Source organism: Brevundimonas sp., assembly GCF_035998205.1.
Classification (GTDB): domain Bacteria; phylum Pseudomonadota; class Alphaproteobacteria; order Caulobacterales; family Caulobacteraceae; genus Brevundimonas.
On record NZ_DASYHT010000004.1, the window covers coordinates 530801 to 545359 of the forward strand.

18 protein-coding genes and 1 tRNA gene are annotated in these 14559 nt (G+C 70.6%); 5 read left to right on the plus strand and 14 right to left on the minus strand.

The genetic code is table 11. The features are described 5' to 3' along the window. Nucleotides 1–24: 24 nt before the first annotated feature. From VGN74_RS05310 to VGN74_RS05330, 5 genes are all read right to left on the minus strand, one after another. The gene (locus VGN74_RS05310; RefSeq protein ID WP_327446316.1) at nt 25–318 is read right to left on the minus strand and encodes a type II toxin-antitoxin system RelE/ParE family toxin; all 294 of its coding nucleotides are present in this window, start codon (nt 316–318) and stop codon (nt 25–27) included. Beyond that, nucleotides 315–575: a hypothetical protein gene (locus VGN74_RS05315; RefSeq protein ID WP_327446317.1), complete on the minus strand. Its 261-nt coding sequence runs from the start codon at nt 573–575 to the stop codon at nt 315–317. Before VGN74_RS05315 ends, VGN74_RS05310 begins: the two co-directional genes overlap by 4 nt. A gap of 36 nt (nt 576–611) precedes the next feature. Beyond that, the gene (locus VGN74_RS05320; RefSeq protein ID WP_327446318.1) at nt 612–2942 is read right to left on the minus strand and encodes an ATP-dependent helicase; all 2331 of its coding nucleotides are present in this window, start codon (nt 2940–2942) and stop codon (nt 612–614) included. Between the two features lie 44 nt (nt 2943–2986). After that, nucleotides 2987–3700 (minus strand): SIMPL domain-containing protein, encoded by a 714-nt coding sequence (locus VGN74_RS05325; RefSeq protein WP_327446319.1) that lies wholly within the window; start codon nt 3698–3700, stop codon nt 2987–2989. Nucleotides 3701–4061: 361 nt separating this feature from the next. After that, nucleotides 4062–4352, minus strand: a complete 291-nt coding sequence (locus VGN74_RS05330) for a ribbon-helix-helix domain-containing protein (protein ID WP_327446320.1) — start codon at nt 4350–4352, stop codon at nt 4062–4064. Between the two features lie 44 nt (nt 4353–4396). Between VGN74_RS05330 and VGN74_RS05335 the strand changes: the two genes are divergently transcribed. Both VGN74_RS05335 and VGN74_RS05340 read left to right on the plus strand, forming a co-directional pair. Beyond that, nucleotides 4397–5149 (plus strand): Coq4 family protein, encoded by a 753-nt coding sequence (locus VGN74_RS05335; RefSeq protein WP_327446321.1) that lies wholly within the window; start codon nt 4397–4399, stop codon nt 5147–5149. A 59-nt stretch (nt 5150–5208) separates the two neighbouring features. Further along, a complete protein-coding gene (locus tag VGN74_RS05340) occupies nt 5209–6105 on the plus strand; it encodes a DMT family transporter (RefSeq protein WP_327446322.1) in 897 nt (298 codons plus the stop codon). Here the strand turns inward: VGN74_RS05340 and VGN74_RS05345 are convergent. From VGN74_RS05345 to VGN74_RS05355, 3 genes are all read right to left on the minus strand, one after another. Further along, nucleotides 6102–6377 carry a SemiSWEET family sugar transporter gene (locus tag VGN74_RS05345; RefSeq protein WP_327446323.1) on the minus strand — a complete coding sequence of 92 codons (276 nt, stop codon included), beginning with the start codon at nt 6375–6377 and terminating at the stop codon, nt 6102–6104. The genes VGN74_RS05340 and VGN74_RS05345 overlap by 4 nt on opposite strands. Nucleotides 6378–6443: 66 nt before the next feature. Continuing rightward, entirely contained in the window at nt 6444–7838 is a 1395-nt protein-coding gene (locus VGN74_RS05350) for an amidase (protein WP_327446684.1), read from the minus strand. A 110-nt stretch (nt 7839–7948) separates the two neighbouring features. Further along, entirely contained in the window at nt 7949–10207 is a 2259-nt protein-coding gene (locus VGN74_RS05355; protein WP_327446324.1) for a S9 family peptidase, read from the minus strand. A 105-nt stretch (nt 10208–10312) separates the two neighbouring features. On the opposite strand from VGN74_RS05355, the gene VGN74_RS05360 reads away from it, so the two are divergent. Together VGN74_RS05360 and VGN74_RS05365 are read left to right on the plus strand one after the other, a co-directional pair. After that, nucleotides 10313–11128, plus strand: a complete 816-nt coding sequence (locus VGN74_RS05360; protein ID WP_327446325.1) for a ferredoxin--NADP reductase — start codon at nt 10313–10315, stop codon at nt 11126–11128. Further along, nucleotides 11100–11447 (plus strand): chorismate mutase, encoded by a 348-nt coding sequence (locus VGN74_RS05365; RefSeq protein ID WP_327446326.1) that lies wholly within the window; start codon nt 11100–11102, stop codon nt 11445–11447. Before VGN74_RS05360 ends, VGN74_RS05365 begins: the two co-directional genes overlap by 29 nt. A 6-nt stretch (nt 11448–11453) precedes the next feature. Here the strand turns inward: VGN74_RS05365 and VGN74_RS05370 are convergent, their stop codons facing one another. Together VGN74_RS05370 and VGN74_RS05375 are read right to left on the minus strand one after the other, a co-directional pair. Continuing rightward, entirely contained in the window at nt 11454–11951 is a 498-nt protein-coding gene (locus VGN74_RS05370; protein ID WP_327446327.1) for a nuclease, read from the minus strand. 47 nt (nt 11952–11998) lie between these two features. Further along, complete coding sequence (locus VGN74_RS05375) at nt 11999–12340, minus strand: Hpt domain-containing protein (protein ID WP_327446328.1); 342 nt, start codon at nt 12338–12340, stop codon at nt 11999–12001. Between the two features lie 147 nt (nt 12341–12487). On the opposite strand from VGN74_RS05375, the gene VGN74_RS05380 reads away from it, so the two are divergent. Further along, a tRNA-Lys gene (locus tag VGN74_RS05380) sits at nt 12488–12563 on the plus strand. Nucleotides 12564–12613: 50 nt separating this feature from the next. Here VGN74_RS05380 and VGN74_RS05385 read toward each other — a convergent pair. Genes VGN74_RS05385 through VGN74_RS05400 form a run of 4 tightly spaced genes read right to left on the minus strand, consistent with a single transcriptional unit; the run spans nt 12614 to nt 14496 of the window. Further along, the gene (locus VGN74_RS05385) at nt 12614–12868 is read right to left on the minus strand and encodes a hypothetical protein (protein WP_327446329.1); all 255 of its coding nucleotides are present in this window, start codon (nt 12866–12868) and stop codon (nt 12614–12616) included. Then, nucleotides 12868–13962, minus strand: a complete 1095-nt coding sequence (locus VGN74_RS05390; RefSeq protein ID WP_327446330.1) for a hypothetical protein — start codon at nt 13960–13962, stop codon at nt 12868–12870. The genes VGN74_RS05385 and VGN74_RS05390 overlap by 1 nt, the downstream gene beginning before the upstream one ends. Then, nucleotides 13898–14278 (minus strand): hypothetical protein, encoded by a 381-nt coding sequence (locus VGN74_RS05395; RefSeq protein ID WP_327446331.1) that lies wholly within the window; start codon nt 14276–14278, stop codon nt 13898–13900. The genes VGN74_RS05390 and VGN74_RS05395 overlap by 65 nt, the downstream gene beginning before the upstream one ends. Then, the gene (locus tag VGN74_RS05400) at nt 14278–14496 is read right to left on the minus strand and encodes a DUF551 domain-containing protein (RefSeq protein ID WP_327446332.1); all 219 of its coding nucleotides are present in this window, start codon (nt 14494–14496) and stop codon (nt 14278–14280) included. Before VGN74_RS05400 ends, VGN74_RS05395 begins: the two co-directional genes overlap by 1 nt. Nucleotides 14497–14559 lie beyond the last annotated feature (63 nt).

Genomic DNA, 14559 nt, shown 5'->3' on the forward strand with positions numbered 1-14559 from the left:
CGGCCGAAAGGTCGAACGACGAGGTTAACGAACCTTTGGCGTCCGGCGCTCTTGCCGACTGTGAAAGATCCGCACGACCAGCAGGTCGTCACTCCGAACGACATAGCAGACCACGTATCCATCGCGGCCGAACCGGACAGCCTTTTCCCGCCACCCTCGGGATGTGGCGGCGCCGATGAGGGGGTGTTCTTCGAGCAGGTCGATGACGCCGAGAATCTGGGCCAGCGCCCGGCGAGCGGCGGGTGGCGAGCGTTGTGCGAGCCAGTCCACCTGTGCAGCGAGGTCCCGCTCCGCCCGGCGAGACAGGCGCACCTTCATCCGCGTTTGGCCAGAGCCTCTTCGAGGCGCGCGGTCATCTCTCTCCGGACTTCGGCCCAAGGGCGTCCGGGCTCGTGGAGATCGTGATTGGCGGCATGATCAACGCGCCCGTCGAACGCGACCGGGTCTTCCAGCATCGCCTGGGTCAGCAGTTTCAGCGCCGCAGCCTCGGGCGTCAGCCCGAGCGCCCTGGCCCGCCGCGCCAGCTCGCGTGCGGTCTCCTCGTCGAGGTTCAGGGTCAGCGCGCCGTCAGCCATGCGGGGAAGCTACACCCGACCGGGCTGGAGGGCCAATCAGCCGGCCACCTTCTCCACAAAGGTGTCGATGACCTTCTTCTCGCCCGCCTTGTCGAAGGCGACGACCAGCTTGTTGCCCTCGACGGCGCGCACGGCGCCGTAGCCGAACTTCTGGTGAAACACCCGGTCGCCGCGCGACCAGCCCGAGGCCGCCGCCGGGTCGGCGGTGGCGATCAGCCGCCCTTCGCCCTCGATCACCGTGTGCCGGGCATGGGCGGGCCGGGGCGTCTGGGTCGAGGTGAAGGACTGGGCGCGTTTCCACCCGGGCGAGCCGTAGCCCGCGCCGAAGCTGGGGGCCTCGTCCCAGCGGCTGCGCGCCTCGCGCAGGCCGGGCTGGGCCCCGTAGTAGCCGGTCTCGCTGCGGGCCTCGACATGGTCCGGCGGCAGCTCGTCGACGAAGCGGCTGGGCAGCTGGCTGGTCCAGCGGCCGTAGACCTGGCGGTTGGCGGCGAAGCTGATGCGGGCGTCCTCCCGGGCCCGGGTGACGCCGACATAGGCGAGGCGGCGCTCCTCCTCGAGGCCCTTCTCGCCCTTCTCGTCGATCGAGCGCTGGCTGGGGAAGACGCCTTCCTCCCAGCCCGGCAGGAAGACCAGCGGGAACTCCAGCCCTTTGGCCCCGTGCAGGGTCATGATCTGCACCGCGTCCTCCCCGGCGCCGCGGTCGAGGTCGAGCACCAGCGAGACATGCTCCAGATAGGCCGACAGGCTGTCGAAGGCCTGCATCGACTGGATCAGCTCCTTGAGGTTGTCGAGCCGGGTCTGGCCCGAGGTGCGGTCGGCGCGCTGCATGTCGGTGTAGCCGCTCTCCTCCAGCACCGTCTCGGCCAGCTCCCAGTGCGGGGCGTTGCCGGCCAGCGCACGCCAGCGGTCGAGGTCGCGCACGAAGGTGGCGAGGGCCGTGCGGGTGCGCGCCTGCAGCTCGTCGGAGCCGATCAGGGCGCGCACGGCGGTCATGGCCGAGACGCCCTGGGCGCGGGCAATCTGCAGCACCTTCTGCACCGAGGTGTCGCCGACCCCGCGCTTGGGCGTGTTGACGATGCGCTCGAAAGCGAGGTCGTCGTCCTCGGACTGGATCAGGCGCAGATAGGCGTGGGCGTCGCGGATCTCGGCGCGCTCGAAGAAGCGCGGCCCGCCGATCACCGCATAGGGGATGGCCAGCATGACGAAGCGTTCCTCGAACGCCCGCATCTGGAAGGACGCGCGAACAAGGACTGCCATGTCCTTGTATTTGCGGCCTGCACGGCGCGCCGTCTCGATCTCGTCGCCGATCAGGCGCGCCTCGGCCTCGCCGTCCCAGACGCCGCGCACCTGAACCTTCTCGCCCGGTTGGTCCTCGGTCCACAGCGTCTTGCCCAGCCGGTCGCGATTGGCCGCGATCAGGCCGGAGGCCGCACCCAGAATATGCTTCGTCGAGCGATAGTTGCGCTCGAGTCTGACGACGGCGGCGCCGGGAAAGTCGCGCTCGAAGCGCAGGATGTTGTCGACTTCGGCCCCGCGCCATCCGTAGATCGACTGGTCGTCGTCGCCGACGCAGCAGACGTTGCCGGTCGAGGAGGTCAGCAGGCGTAGCCACAAGTACTGGGCGACGTTGGTGTCCTGGTACTCGTCGACGAGGATGTAGCGGAAGCGACGTCGATATTCCTCTGCGACATCCGCATGTTGCGAGAGGATCGTGAGGTTGTGTAGCAGCAGGTCGCCGAAGTCGCAGGCGTTCAGGGTGACCAGCCGCGCCTGATAGGCGGCGTACAGGCGCTGGCCCTTGCCATTGGCGAAGTCCTCGCCGGGCGGCAGCTTGTCCGGGGTCCAGCCGCGGTTCTTCCAGTGGTCGATCTGGCTCGCCAGCGAGCGCGGCGTCCAGCGCTTGGTGTCGATGTTGTCGGCCTCGAGGAGTTGCTTGAGCAGCCGCTCCTGGTCGTCGGTGTCGAGGATGGTGAAGCTGGGCTTGAGCCCGACCAGCTCGGCGTGCCGGCGCAGGATCTGGGCGGCGATGGCGTGGAAGGTGCCGAGCCAGCGCAGGCCCTCGGCCGCCGGGCCGATCAGATGGGTGATGCGCTCGCGCATCTCCCGCGCCGCCTTGTTGGTGAAGGTGACCGCCAGCAGCTCCCACGGCCGGGCGCGTCCCGTGGCGAGGATATGGGCCAGGCGGGTGGTCAGCACGCGGGTCTTGCCCGTGCCGGCCCCGGCCAGCACCAGCACCGGCCCCTCGGTCGTCTCGACCGCCCGGCGTTGCTCGGGGTTGAGCCCGGCGAGATAGTCGGCGGCGGCCGGCGGCGGCGCGGCGCGGGCGAGGTCCGAGATGCGGGAGGCGGGGCTGTCGGGGAGACTCATGCCCGGAACATAAGGGGCACGACGCGGGATGTCAGCGTCGCGTCTCAGCGCAGCTGGTAACTGACCGTCGCCACCACCCGGACGCGCTTGTTGAGGGCCGCAGGTTCGCTGTCGATGTCCTCGCGGGCGAGAATCTCGAACGAGCCCTGGGTCGCCTGCCGGATCGGGCCCAGCGACGTGCCGGAGTCGCGGGCGAACTGCTCGGCGCCGGTGCGGGCCGAGGCGGTGGCGGCGGCGATCATCTCGGGCCGGATCTCGTTGAGCCGGGTAAAGACGTAGGTGGGGGCCGAGAAATCGAGCTGCACGCCGTCCCGCACCAGATCGTTGAGGGCGCGCTCGGTCTGGGCCACGCGCTGCACATCGGTGGTCCGCACCGTCACCGACTGGGTCAGGATGAAGCGGACGACGTTGTCGGTGGAGCCGTACTCCCGCGCCCGGGTGTCCAGCACCTGCAGCCGGCCGATGCTGACGGCGTCGTCCGGGTAGCCCTGACGGGTCAGGAAGCTGCGCACGAGGGCGAGGTCGCGGTCGATCTTGCCCTGCGCCGCGGGGAGATCATCATTGGCTGCCCGGAAGCTGAGGTTCAGCACGGCGAGGTCGGCGACCACGTCGCGCTCGGCGAGGCCGCGGACGGTGACCTGGCGATTGCCGGTCTGGGCGTTGACGATGCCCGAGCCGATGAAGGCCCCGGCGCCGGCCAGGCCGGCCGCGAGAAGGCCGCCAACGACCGCAGCCGCCACGAGAGTCCTGTCCGGCATGATCTTCGTGCTCCCTCCATGCCCCGGGTCACAATGCGCCGGCGAGGCGGACTGTCAATCGCCGTTCCGCGAGGCTCGGTGCAGGGGACGGAACCGGAGCACGGGCCCCGCGGTTCGGCAGAGGCCTCGTCAACCCGGAAAGCCCGATGACCGACCCGAACCTCCCGCCCCGAACCGAGCCCCGCCCGGACGACCGCCCGAACGTGCACACCACCGTCAACACGCCTTCACGGGGCGGCGGATCAGCGATCGCCTTCATCGTTGGCGGGCTGCTCGTGCTCGTCGCGGTGATCGGCTTCCTCGTCTACACCGGCCGGGCCCCGGCGCCGGAGGTGCCGACCGCCGAGATCGACGTGGACATTCAGGCGCCAGAGCTGCCTTCGGTCCCGACGCCGGACATGCCGGAGACCCCGGCGCCGGCCGCGCCGCCGTCGACCGACGCGGCCGGCTGAGCCAGGGCCCAGGCGAGCGCGGTCGTCCGGCACGTGGACGCCAGTGGCTGGCGGCCGCGCGCCGCATCCAGCCGCGCCATGAAGCCGGCGCGGCTCTCGCCGGCCGCCTCGGCCATGCGGTCCAGCACGGCCCAGAACTCGGGCTCGAGCGCCACCGAGGTGGCGTGGCCGGCCAGCAGGAACGAGCGTTTCTTCAGCATCGATCCCCGTTCTCGCAGAGCGCCCGCCGCGCTACAATGCGGCCATGACCGCGATCGACCCCGCCCTGACCCCGTTCCGTGCGCCGCCGATCCAGCCGCTCCGGGCCTTCCAGGCGTTCCGGCGGCTCGTGCGCAACAAGGAAGACACCGCCCAGGTTTTCGAGATCATGCGCGCCCTGTCCGGCGGCTCGATCGCCCGTGGCTACCAGCGCATGATCGGCACGGTCGAGGGCGGGCGTCAGGCCTTCCTTCGGGCCGAGCTGGCGGCGAAGCTCGACGACCCGGTCTGGCTGGCGCAGTTCGCGCCCGGAACGGTCGGGGCGACCTATCGCGCCTTCCGCGAGGCGCGCGGCTTCACTGCCGAGGCGCTGGCGGATGAGGCCCGCAAGGTGGCGGCGGACGCGGTGGATCTGCCGCATCCCGTGATGTGGTACTCGCGCCGCATTCGCGACGTGCACGACATCTGGCATGTGCTGACCGGGTACGAGACCGACGCGCTCGGGGAGGCCTGCGTCGTGGCCTTTTCCTATGCCCAGACCGGCAACCTCGGCTTCGCCTTCATCGGCTGGGGCGCGGCGCGGGAAATCCAGCGCGAGAACCGGTCCGTTCCGGCCCGCCGCGCGGTGCTTCAGGCCTACAGGCTGGGGCGCAAGGCGGCCTGGTTGCCGGCGCTGGACTACGAGGCCCTATTTGCCGAGCCGCTCGAGGCGGTGCGCGCCCGCCTGCGTCTCGGCGCGCCGACGGTCTATCAGGGCGTGTCGCCGGAGACCCGGCTGGCCCTCAAGCTTCGCGCCTGAAACAGCCTGTCTGACAGCGTGAGGCGACGGCGTCCTGGTCGCGTGCTAGGCGCGCGGTCATGAAGTCCGTTCCGTCCTCTCTCGCGCTCGGCGCGGTGATCGTCTGCGCCCTGATCTGGGGCACGACCTGGTACGCCATCACCTTGCAGCTGGGCGCGGTCGATCCGATCGCCAGCATCGTCTACCGTTTCGGCCTCGCGGCTGTGGTCCTCATGGGGTTCTGCCTCCTGACCGGGCGGTCGCTGAAGCTGACTCCGGCGCAGCATATGGCGGCGGCAGGGCAGGGGCTGTTCACCTTCGCCATCGACTACGCCTTCGTCTACTGGGCCGAGGAGCGCATCGCCTCGGCGGTGGTGGCGGTAGTGTTCGCCGGCCTCGCCTTCCTCAACCTGGCGCTGTTCCGGCTGATCCTGCGCCAGAAGGCGGCGCGGCTGGCCTGGCTGGGCGCCTTTCTGGGCCTGCTCGGCGTGGGGGCGATGTTCGGGGCCGAGCTCATGCGCGCCGAGATGGAGGCGCGCGCCATGGTCGGTCTCGGCCTCGCCCTGCTGGCCGTGCTGGCCGCCGGGATCGGCAATCTGTTCGCCTGGCGGGGCCAGCAGGTCGGCGGGGCCGTCCTTCCCATGACCGGCTGGGCCATGGCCTGGGGCGTCGGCTTCCTGCTGGTCTACGCCCTGATCGCCGGGACGCCCTTCAGCTTCGAGCCGACCTGGACCTATGTGCTGTCGTTGCTGCACCTGTCGGTGCTGGGCTCGGTCGTGGCCTTCGGGCTCTATTTCTGGCTTGCCCGCGCCCGGGGCTACGCCATGGCGTCCTACATCTCGGCCCTGACGCCGCCGCTGGCGATGGGCATTTCCGTCGTGTTCGAGGGCGCGCGCTTCGGCCTGCTGGCCTTCCTCGGCCTTGGTCTGGTGCTGGCGGGCCAGGCGCTGCTGCTGCGGGCCCCGAAGACGGCCTAGCCGCCCGACTTTGTTCCGAAGCGCCACTTCATCGCCAGCACGCCGGCTGACATGACGAGGGCGCAGCTGTTGGCGAGGGTCACCGGCCAGGCGCCGGTCAGGACGCCATAGACCACCCAAAGAGCGAAGCAGGTCACTGTCAGGGCATAGGTCTTCAGCGACACCGACGAGGCGTCCCGGGTCTTCCAGATCTTGAGCATCTGGGGCGCGAAGCTGGCGATCGAGCACAGGGCCGCTGCGACGCCGAAGGTGTTGGCGATGAGCGCGTTCAAGCGCGACGGTCCGGCCGGGTCAGCATGGGGCGCAAACCCCTGCCGGCCCGGCCGGTTCCCTTCGGCTCAGTTGAGCGGGGCCAGCAGCGGCGCCGTTTCCGGCATGGCGTCCACCGACCGCGCCAGTCCGGCCGGGCGGAAGGCGCGCGTGGCCTGCTCGAAGCTGTAGCCCAGCGACAGGATGCGGGCGTCGTCCCACTGTGCGCCGATGAAGCTCAGCCCCACCGGAAGCCCGCGGACGAAGCCCATGGGCACCGTCAGGTGCGGATAGCCCGCCACCGCCGCCAGCTGACTGGCCGAGCCGAGGAAGTTGTCGCCGTTGACCACGTCGATGCTCCAGGCCGGGCTGTTGGTCGGCGCGATCAGGGCCACGACATTGTGCTCGGCCAGCAGCCGGTCGATGCCCTCCGGGCCGGCGAGGCGGAAGGAGGTTTCGCGCGCCGTCCGGTACTCGGGGCTGTCGAGCCCGCCCTTGCTCTCGGCGAGCACGAACAGGTCCTGGCCGAACAGGGCCATTTCCCGCGGCGTGGCGGCGTTGAAGGCGATCACCTCGGCCAGGGTGCGCGTCGGCACCTGGGCCGGGTCGGTGGTGGCCAGATAGGCGTTCAGGTCGGCCTTGAGCTCGGTCAGCAGCACCTCGAACTCCGCCTGACCGATCTGGCCGCGGTTCGGCCCCTCGCTGATGTCCACCAGCTCGGCCCCGGCCGCGCGCAGGGCCTCCAGCGTCTGCTCGAACAGGGCGGATGTGCCCGGGGTGTAGCCCCCGAGGAAGCGCATCACCCCGATGCGGGCCCCGCGCAGGCTGCCGGCGTCGAGGGCGGCGACATAGTCGACCCGTCGCGCGTCGGCCTCGGCCGTGGCCGGGTCGGACGGGTCACTGCCGGCGATCACCGACAGCACTGCGGCGGTGTCGCGCACGGTCCGTGTCATCGGCCCGGCGGTGTCCTGGGAGTGGCTGATCGGCACAATGTGGGTGCGGCTGACGAGCCCCACGGTCGGCTTGAAGCCGACGATGCCGTTGACCGAGGCCGGGCAGGTGATCGAGCCGTCGGTCTCGGTGCCGATCGCTGCCGGCGCCAGACCCGCGGCGACCGCCGCGCCCGAGCCGGAGGACGAGCCGCAGGTGTTGCGGTCCAGCGCATGCGGATTGCGCGTCAGGCCGCCGACAGCGCTCCAGCCGCTGATGGAGTCGCCCGAGCGGATGTTGGCCCACTCCGACAGATTGGTCTTGCCGACGATGACCGCGCCGGCGGCCCGCAGGCGCGCAACCAGCGGCGCATCGCGGCCCGGGGCGTTGTTGAGCAGGGCCATCGAGCCGGCCGTGGTCGGCATGTCGCGGGTCTCGATATTGTCCTTCAGCAGGATCGGCATGCCCGCCACGCCGTCGCCGCTCCACGCCGGCCAGTCGACATTGGCCCAGCGCAGCACGGCGTTGGTGGTGGCGGCGTCACGGACGCACATCGCCGTCACCGCGTCGTCGAGCCCGGCGCAGCGGGTGGACGGGTCCGCCGGCACCTGCGCCAGGACCGGGCCGGCCGCCGTCCCGAGCAGGACAGCGGCCGCCGCGGCGATCAGTCGGCCGCGCGGGAGCCGATGGTCCGGTCGAGGAAGTCGAGATAGGTGCGCCACAGATGCAGTCCCCTGTCGTTGCCGCGGATGCCGTGGCGCTGACCGGGATAGACCATCGTCTCGAACGGGACGCTGGCCTCCTGCAGGGCGTTGAGCACGCGCGTGGTGTTCTCGAAGATGACGTTGTCGTCGGCCATGCCGTGGATCAGCAGCAGGCGGCCGGTCAGGTCGTCGAGCCGGGTCAGGATGTCCGAGGCGGCGTAGCCCTCGGCATTGGCCTCCGGCGTCGACATGAACCGCTCGGTGTAGTGGGTGTCGTACAGGCTCCAGTCGGTCACCGGCGCGCCCGAGATGGCCGAGGTCAGGCCCATGGCCGGCTCGGTCAGCATGTGCAGCGTCATGAAGCCGCCGTAGCTCCAGCCCATGGCGGCGATGCGGTCATCGTCGACGAACGGCAGGCTGCGCAGATAGTTGATCGCCGCCACCTGGTCCTCGACCTCCGGGATGCCCATGCGCAGGTGCAGGGCGGTCTTGAAGGCCACGGACCGGTCGCCCTCGCCGCGGTTGTCGAGGCGGAAGACGACGTAGCCCGCCTCGGTCAGCAGCTGGGTGGTGGCCGGCTGCCAGGCGTTGCGCACGCCGCCGCCCGAGGGGCCGCCATAGACCTGCATGACCACCGGATACTCCCGCGACGGGTCGAAGCCCGGCGGGGTGGTCATCTGCCAGACGAGGGTCTCGCCGGCGTTCTGCAACGTGCCAAAGGTCGGCTCCTGCTTGCGCGCCACATAGGGGGCGAAGGGGTGGTCGGCGTCGAGGGCGTTTTCCTCGATCCAGCGCACGAAGGTCCCGTCGGCGCGGTACAGGGCCGACTGCGGCGGGGTGTCGACGTTGGAGAAGTTGCCGACATAGGCGGTGCCCGAGCCGTTCACCGCCGCGCTCCACCAGCCGCCGCGCGGGGTGATCTCGACCGGCGTGGCGGTCTCGTTCAGGCTGGCGCGGAACAGCTGCTGCTCGATCGGGTATTCGCGCCCGTCGCGCATCGACGCGGTGAAGAAGACCGCGCCGGTCTCCTCATTCACCCCGTCCAGCGTCTTGACGGCGTACTCGCCAGTGGTGATCGGCCGGATCACGCTGCCGTCCGCGGCGTGCAGGTAGAGGTGCCGCCAGCCGGACTCTTCCGACGACCAGATGAAGCGGCCGTCGGCCAGGGCGTGGAAGTCGTGGGTCAGGTCGACCCAGGCCTCGGCGGTCTGGGTGGTCAGCACCCGCGAGGCCCCGGTGGCCGGATCCACCGCCAGCAGGTCGAGCGTCTTCTGGTCGCGCGACTGGCGCTGGACGTAGAGGGTGCGGCCGTCGGCCGACCAGTCGACCCGGGCCAGATAGATGTCCGGGTTCGCGCCGAGGTCCACCTTGACCCGGCGGTTGGCGGTCCGGTCGTGAACGTACAGCTCGACGACGGCGTTGGGGCGCCCGGCGCGCGGGTAGCGCTGCTCGATCACCGTGGCGCCGCCGCCGGTGATGTCGAGGCGGGGGATGATGTCGACCGGGCTCTCGTCGGTGCGCTGCAGGGCGATGTAGCGCTCGTCCGGGCTCCACCAGTAGCCGGTGTCGCGGTCCATCTCCTCCTGGGCGATGAACTCGGCGGTGGCCCAGGTGATGACGCCCTCGCCGTCGGTGGTGACCGGGATCTCGCGGCCGGCGGCGAGATCGTAGATCACCAGATCCTGGTCGCGCACCCACGACACATAGTTGCCCAGCGGGCTGACCTTGGCGTCGATCTCGTCAGCGGCGGTCTCGGTCAGACGGCGCACGGAGCCGTCAGCGCGGGCGGCGAGGAAGACATCCCCTTCCAGCGGGGCAAGGATATAGCGGCCCTGTTCGTCCCAGCTGTATTCGACCACGCCGCGCTGGCTGATGCGCATGCGCTCGCGGCGGGCGATCTCGGCTTCGGACAGCTCGCCGGCCTCGGGCACCAGGGCGCGGGCGTCGACCAGCTTGAACGGCTCGCCGCCGGCCACCGGCGCGGCCCAGAGGTCCAGCACGTTCACGTCGTCATCGCGCGAGCGCAGGAAGGCGACCAGATCGCCGTCCGGCGACAGGCTGACGCCGCGGGCGACCGGTCCGGCCAGCGCCGGGTCGGCGTAGACGCGCTCGGGGGTGAGGATGCCGGGATCGCCGCCCGCGGTCTGGGACCCGGATTGGGCGAAAGCGGCGCAGGGCAGGGCGACGGCGGCGGCGGTGGCCAGCAGGAGCGTTTTCATGAGGTGGCACGCTAGCGGGGCTGTCCGCAGTCGTCGAGAGCGCCGACAGGGTTCAGGGCGCCGCACGGCCTTCCCCCCTGCGGCCATCGTCCCTAAAGAGGCGCCATGACCGACGCCCTCGCTGCGCCGCCCCCGCCCAGGCCCGCCGCTCATCACGAGCTTTCCGTCCTGTGGGTGCGCCACTGGACCGACCAGCTGTTCAGCTTCGCCGTCGAGCGGCCGGAGGATTTTCGCTTCCGCTCCGGCGAGTTCGTCATGATCGGCCTGCCGGGCGAGGACGGCGGCAAGCCGATCCTGCGCGCCTATTCGGTGGCCAGCCCCGGCTGGGCCGAGGAGCTGGAGTTCTTCTCCATCAAGGTGCCGGACGGGCCCCTGACCTCGCGGCTGCAAAAGATCCAGCCCGGCGACCGGGTGCTGATGGGGAAAAAGCCGACGGGGACCCTCGTCCTCGACGCCCTGACCGGGGGCGAGCGGCTGCACCTGATCGGCACCGGCACGGGCCTCGCGCCCTGGCTCAGCGTGGCGCGCGACCCGGAGACCTATGCGCGCTTCGGCCGGGTGATCGTCAGCCACACGGTGCGGCAGGTGGCGGATCTGGCCTATCGCGAGTTCTTCGCCGGAGGCATCCACGAGGATCCCCTGATCGGCGATGAGGCCCGGGCGCAGCTGACCTACTATCCGACGGTGACGCGCGAGGCCTTCCCGACGCCGGGCCGGATCACCGACCGCATCCGCTCGGGCGACTACTTCCGCGACCTTGGCCTTCCCGAGGGCTTCGACCCGGCGCAGGACCGGGTCATGCTTTGCGGCTCCATGGCCATGATCAAGGACACCGCCGCCCTGCTGGACGGCTTTGGCCTGAAGGAAGGCTCCAACGCCGAGCCGGCCGACTATGTGCTGGAGCGCGCCTTTGTCGGGTGAGCCGGTGCAGATCGATCCGCGTGTGGCGCCCGAGGCCTGCGCCGACATGAGCCAGGTGCGCGCCGGCGTCGACGCCCTCGACCGGGCGCTGGTGCAGCTGCTGGCCGAGCGTCAGCGCTACATGGCCGCCGCCGCCCGGATCAAGCCGAACCGCGACGCCGTCCATGACGCGGCGCGAATCGAGGATGTGGTGGCCAAGGTGCTCGCGGCGGCGGAGCCGGCGGGGCTGTCGCGCGACATCGCCGAGCCCGTCTGGCGCACCCTGATCGACCGCTGCATCGCCCACGAGTTCGCGGTCTGGGACGCCACCCGCGACTGAACTGAGTCAGGTGCAGATTGGCCGCTCGCGGTGGTAGCGGGGCCAGATCAAGGCCACGCCGCTGCGCACCAGGGCGCAGTTGACCTCGACCCGGGACGGCGTCCAGCACACGGCGGTGACGCGGTTGTAGCTGCGGCCGGTGCGGGCGCAGTCGACCGAGCGCCCGCTGACCAGCCGTTCCAGTTCGGCCTTGGCCGCCGCGCCCGAGGCGGCGGGGCAGGGGTGATTGGGGCCGCAGGTCTCGTCCAGCTCCCGCGCCGCCACGGCGTGCAGCCGCACCCGCACCCCGTCGGCGCAGCGGAAGGTGTCGCCGTCGGTGACGCGGGCCACCTCGCAGGTGAACCGGTCGGCCGCCGGCGGACTGTCCGCCACGGCTTCCGGGGCGTCGGCGACGGGCCAGACAAGAGCGGCCGCCGCGGCCACGGCGAGGCTGGAGGCCAGCCAGGGGATGCGCCGCCGGGCACGGACGCGGACAGGCTTTCGGAAGGAGCGACGCGACACCATGCGGCGACCGTGGCCGCCGTTGGGTTAAGGCCCGGTTGGCGTGGCGATCAGCCCTTCAGGCTGCGCAGCATCAGCTCGTGCCGCCAGGCGGCGACATCGCCGAGCGCGCGGTCCAGGGCGTCGCGCACGCCCTCGACGCGCCGGTCGTTCGGATCGGCTTCCGCCGCGGCGCAGGCGGCTTCCAGCTCATGCGCGCCAAGTCCGCCGGCCGCGCCGCGGATGGTGTGGCAGGCGTCGACGCGGGCGTCCGGCGAGTCGAGCAGGCGGGACCAGAGCGCCGCCTGCTCGACGAACAGGCCGAGAATCTCCTCGGCGACGGCGTCGTCTCCGCCGGTGGCGCGGTCGAGCACCGAGAAGTCGACGGCGCCGGTCAGGTCGCGGCGGGACATGGGCGGGTCTCTCCCTGGCGGCGCAACGGCCGGTTACAGCCAAGCCTAACCGTAAAGCGGTCGCATCAATAGCGCTTGCATCCTGTCGCGTTCGCCTCTATGTCCCCCGCTCCCGCGACGCCCCGGCGTCCGGGCCGACGACGGTTCGGGTGATTAGCTCAGTTGGTAGAGCAGCTGACTCTTAATCAGCGGGTCGTAGGTTCGAACCCTACATCACCCACCATCGTTTCCCGTTGCAGATCAGCACGTTAGGCGAGCCGTCATCCCCGCCCATCAGCGACCTCCGGACTCGTCGCCAGCAGGAAGTCCGGACTCGGTTGCCGCGGTGTTCTGCTCATGCTCGTGCTGAATGGTGGCAAGGTCATCAAGCCCGCGCCCAGAAATCTCTTCGAGGACGACCCATGAGCCGTCCGCATTGCGCTGCATCACCACGCCTATGCTGGCCTTGCGGCCGTAGTCGACGCCTATGATGTGCAGGCCGCCGCCGGTTTTCGACGTGATCGCCTCGCCCTCGTCGCTGAACCGCATCACGCACTCCTCTCGATGAGCCCGCGCTTTTCCTGGGCGTTGCGCGCCACGGTGCTGTCGCGGGGCAGGTAGGTGGTCAGGATGTTCTGCACGCTGGCGATGGTGTGGCCGGTGATGGCCGCGATTTCGGGAACGGTGCAGCCTGCGCGCGCCAGCTGGACGACGCAAGAGTGCCGGAGCCACTTCAGCTTCAGCGGCCGGGCTTCGGCGGCGACGGCCACCTCGCGCACCGCGGCGAACACCTTGGACGCGGCGGTGTCGTCGGCCTCCAGCCGCTTGCCGATGAGACGGGCCCACGGCTGGCCGGTGCGGGCGTCGCGGAACAGGTAGAGCGCCCCGTCGCCACAGAGATGGCCGAGAATGCCCCTCAGGCGGTCGCTGACAGGGATCGACACCTTCGCCGCGGTCTTGGCCTGCTCGAACTGGAATAGGCCCTCAGCGGGCAGATATTCGGCCCCTGCGCGGAACAGGTAGGCGTCGGTCAGGCGCTGGCCGATCTCCCACTCCATGAGGATGAGCGCGGCCATGGCGTGCTGGCCGGACACGAGGGCGGCCCACGCATACGTCTCCACGTCCTCGCGCTCCCAGATAGCCACGCGCGTCTTCACCGTGCGGACGCGGATCCTGCGCACCGGGTTGTCCTTGCGCCAGCCAAGGTCGATGGCCTGCTCCATCATCATCTGCAGGACGATCTTGACCGCGCGCTTGGTCGAGGGCCGGTCGTCGAAGCCGGACAGGAACGCCTCGGCGTCGGGCTTGGTCAGCGTGGCCGGGTCCGGCTCGTCGTTCACCGTGGCCCACGCGGTGACGTAGCGCGCCATGCTCTCGTAGCCGCGCTGCGTGCGGGGTGCCGCGTCCTTGAACTGCTGGGTCGCCCGCCAGGTATCGAGCAGCGCCTTCATCGTGCGCGCCTTGGGCGGGGTGATCGTCGGCCCGGCGCGTGTTTCCAGCAGGCGGCGATAGTGCCGGTCGGCGTCGGCCCGGATGCGCGCGAGTTCGGCGGCGTCGGTCAGGTCGCCGCGCCGGCCTTCAGTCGGCAGCGGTATTGTCGACGGCCAGTCGGACGGCCGCAGTCGCTTCGGCACCTCGAACACGACCGGGTGCGTGCCGTCCGTCCGCGCGGGGTAGACGCGAACGAACCTGCCGAGATCGAGCTTCACTGATGGCATGGGCGTCGGCCTTCTTCCATGTGGAGGCCGGCTGCGCGGGTTCGGGCGCCGGCGGCTGTGCGATGTTCAGGGCGGCCAGCACGGCGTCCCTGTCGTAGATGTCCTCGGCGCCGCGGTCGATCGGCTGGACGAGCCACCGGCCCTCGCGCTTCCGGCGCCGGAAGGTGCGCGCGCTGATGCGGGCGAGCTGCAGCACCTCGCTGGTCAGCAGCCTGGGGGGCAGGTCGGCCGGTTCTCGCATCACCCCTCCCCCGGAGGGCTGGGGAGTTCGGTCCAATGCGTCGCTTCGTCGGCCAGCCAGTCGTCGTACTCGCGGCCCGACACGTTTGGCTCCTGCCATCCAAAGGCGCCCCATTCCCTGACGCCCATGAAAGGCGACTGAGAAAATGTGCCGCGACCAAAAACCAGCACCGCCGTCCCATCCTTCGGCGCGCTCTCGATAGGCTTCCACTCGCTCATCTGTTCATTCCTTTGTGGTGGGGCGGGGAAGGTTGAGGAAGTATCGATCGTAAGCTCCGCATG

Bases quoted from the DNA above. Each gene is read 5' to 3' on its own strand.
- VGN74_RS05320 (WP_327446318.1), bottom strand. From the start codon at position 2,942: ATGAGTCTCCCCGACAGCCCCGCCTCCCGCATCTCGGACCTCGCCCGC.
- VGN74_RS05355 (WP_327446324.1), bottom strand. From the start codon at position 10,207: ATGAAAACGCTCCTGCTGGCCACCGCCGCCGCCGTCGCCCTGCCCTGC.
- VGN74_RS05330 (WP_327446320.1), bottom strand. From the start codon at position 4,352: ATGCTGAAGAAACGCTCGTTCCTGCTGGCCGGCCACGCCACCTCGGTG.
- VGN74_RS05370 (WP_327446327.1), bottom strand. From the start codon at position 11,951: ATGGTGTCGCGTCGCTCCTTCCGAAAGCCTGTCCGCGTCCGTGCCCGG.
- VGN74_RS05400 (WP_327446332.1), bottom strand. From the start codon at position 14,496: ATGAGCGAGTGGAAGCCTATCGAGAGCGCGCCGAAGGATGGGACGGCG.
- VGN74_RS05325 (WP_327446319.1), bottom strand. From the start codon at position 3,700: ATGCCGGACAGGACTCTCGTGGCGGCTGCGGTCGTTGGCGGCCTTCTC.
- VGN74_RS05350 (WP_327446684.1), bottom strand. From the start codon at position 7,838: ATGTGCGTCCGTGACGCCGCCACCACCAACGCCGTGCTGCGCTGGGCC.
- VGN74_RS05365 (WP_327446326.1), top strand. From the start codon at position 11,100: ATGTGCTGGAGCGCGCCTTTGTCGGGTGAGCCGGTGCAGATCGATCCG.
- VGN74_RS05315 (WP_327446317.1), bottom strand. From the start codon at position 575: ATGGCTGACGGCGCGCTGACCCTGAACCTCGACGAGGAGACCGCACGC.
- VGN74_RS05360 (WP_327446325.1), top strand. From the start codon at position 10,313: ATGACCGACGCCCTCGCTGCGCCGCCCCCGCCCAGGCCCGCCGCTCAT.
- VGN74_RS05340 (WP_327446322.1), top strand. From the start codon at position 5,209: ATGAAGTCCGTTCCGTCCTCTCTCGCGCTCGGCGCGGTGATCGTCTGC.
- VGN74_RS05395 (WP_327446331.1), bottom strand. From the start codon at position 14,278: ATGCGAGAACCGGCCGACCTGCCCCCCAGGCTGCTGACCAGCGAGGTG.
- VGN74_RS05310 (WP_327446316.1), bottom strand. From the start codon at position 318: ATGAAGGTGCGCCTGTCTCGCCGGGCGGAGCGGGACCTCGCTGCACAG.
- VGN74_RS05385 (WP_327446329.1), bottom strand. From the start codon at position 12,868: ATGCGGTTCAGCGACGAGGGCGAGGCGATCACGTCGAAAACCGGCGGC.
- VGN74_RS05335 (WP_327446321.1), top strand. From the start codon at position 4,397: ATGACCGCGATCGACCCCGCCCTGACCCCGTTCCGTGCGCCGCCGATC.
- VGN74_RS05375 (WP_327446328.1), bottom strand. From the start codon at position 12,340: ATGTCCCGCCGCGACCTGACCGGCGCCGTCGACTTCTCGGTGCTCGAC.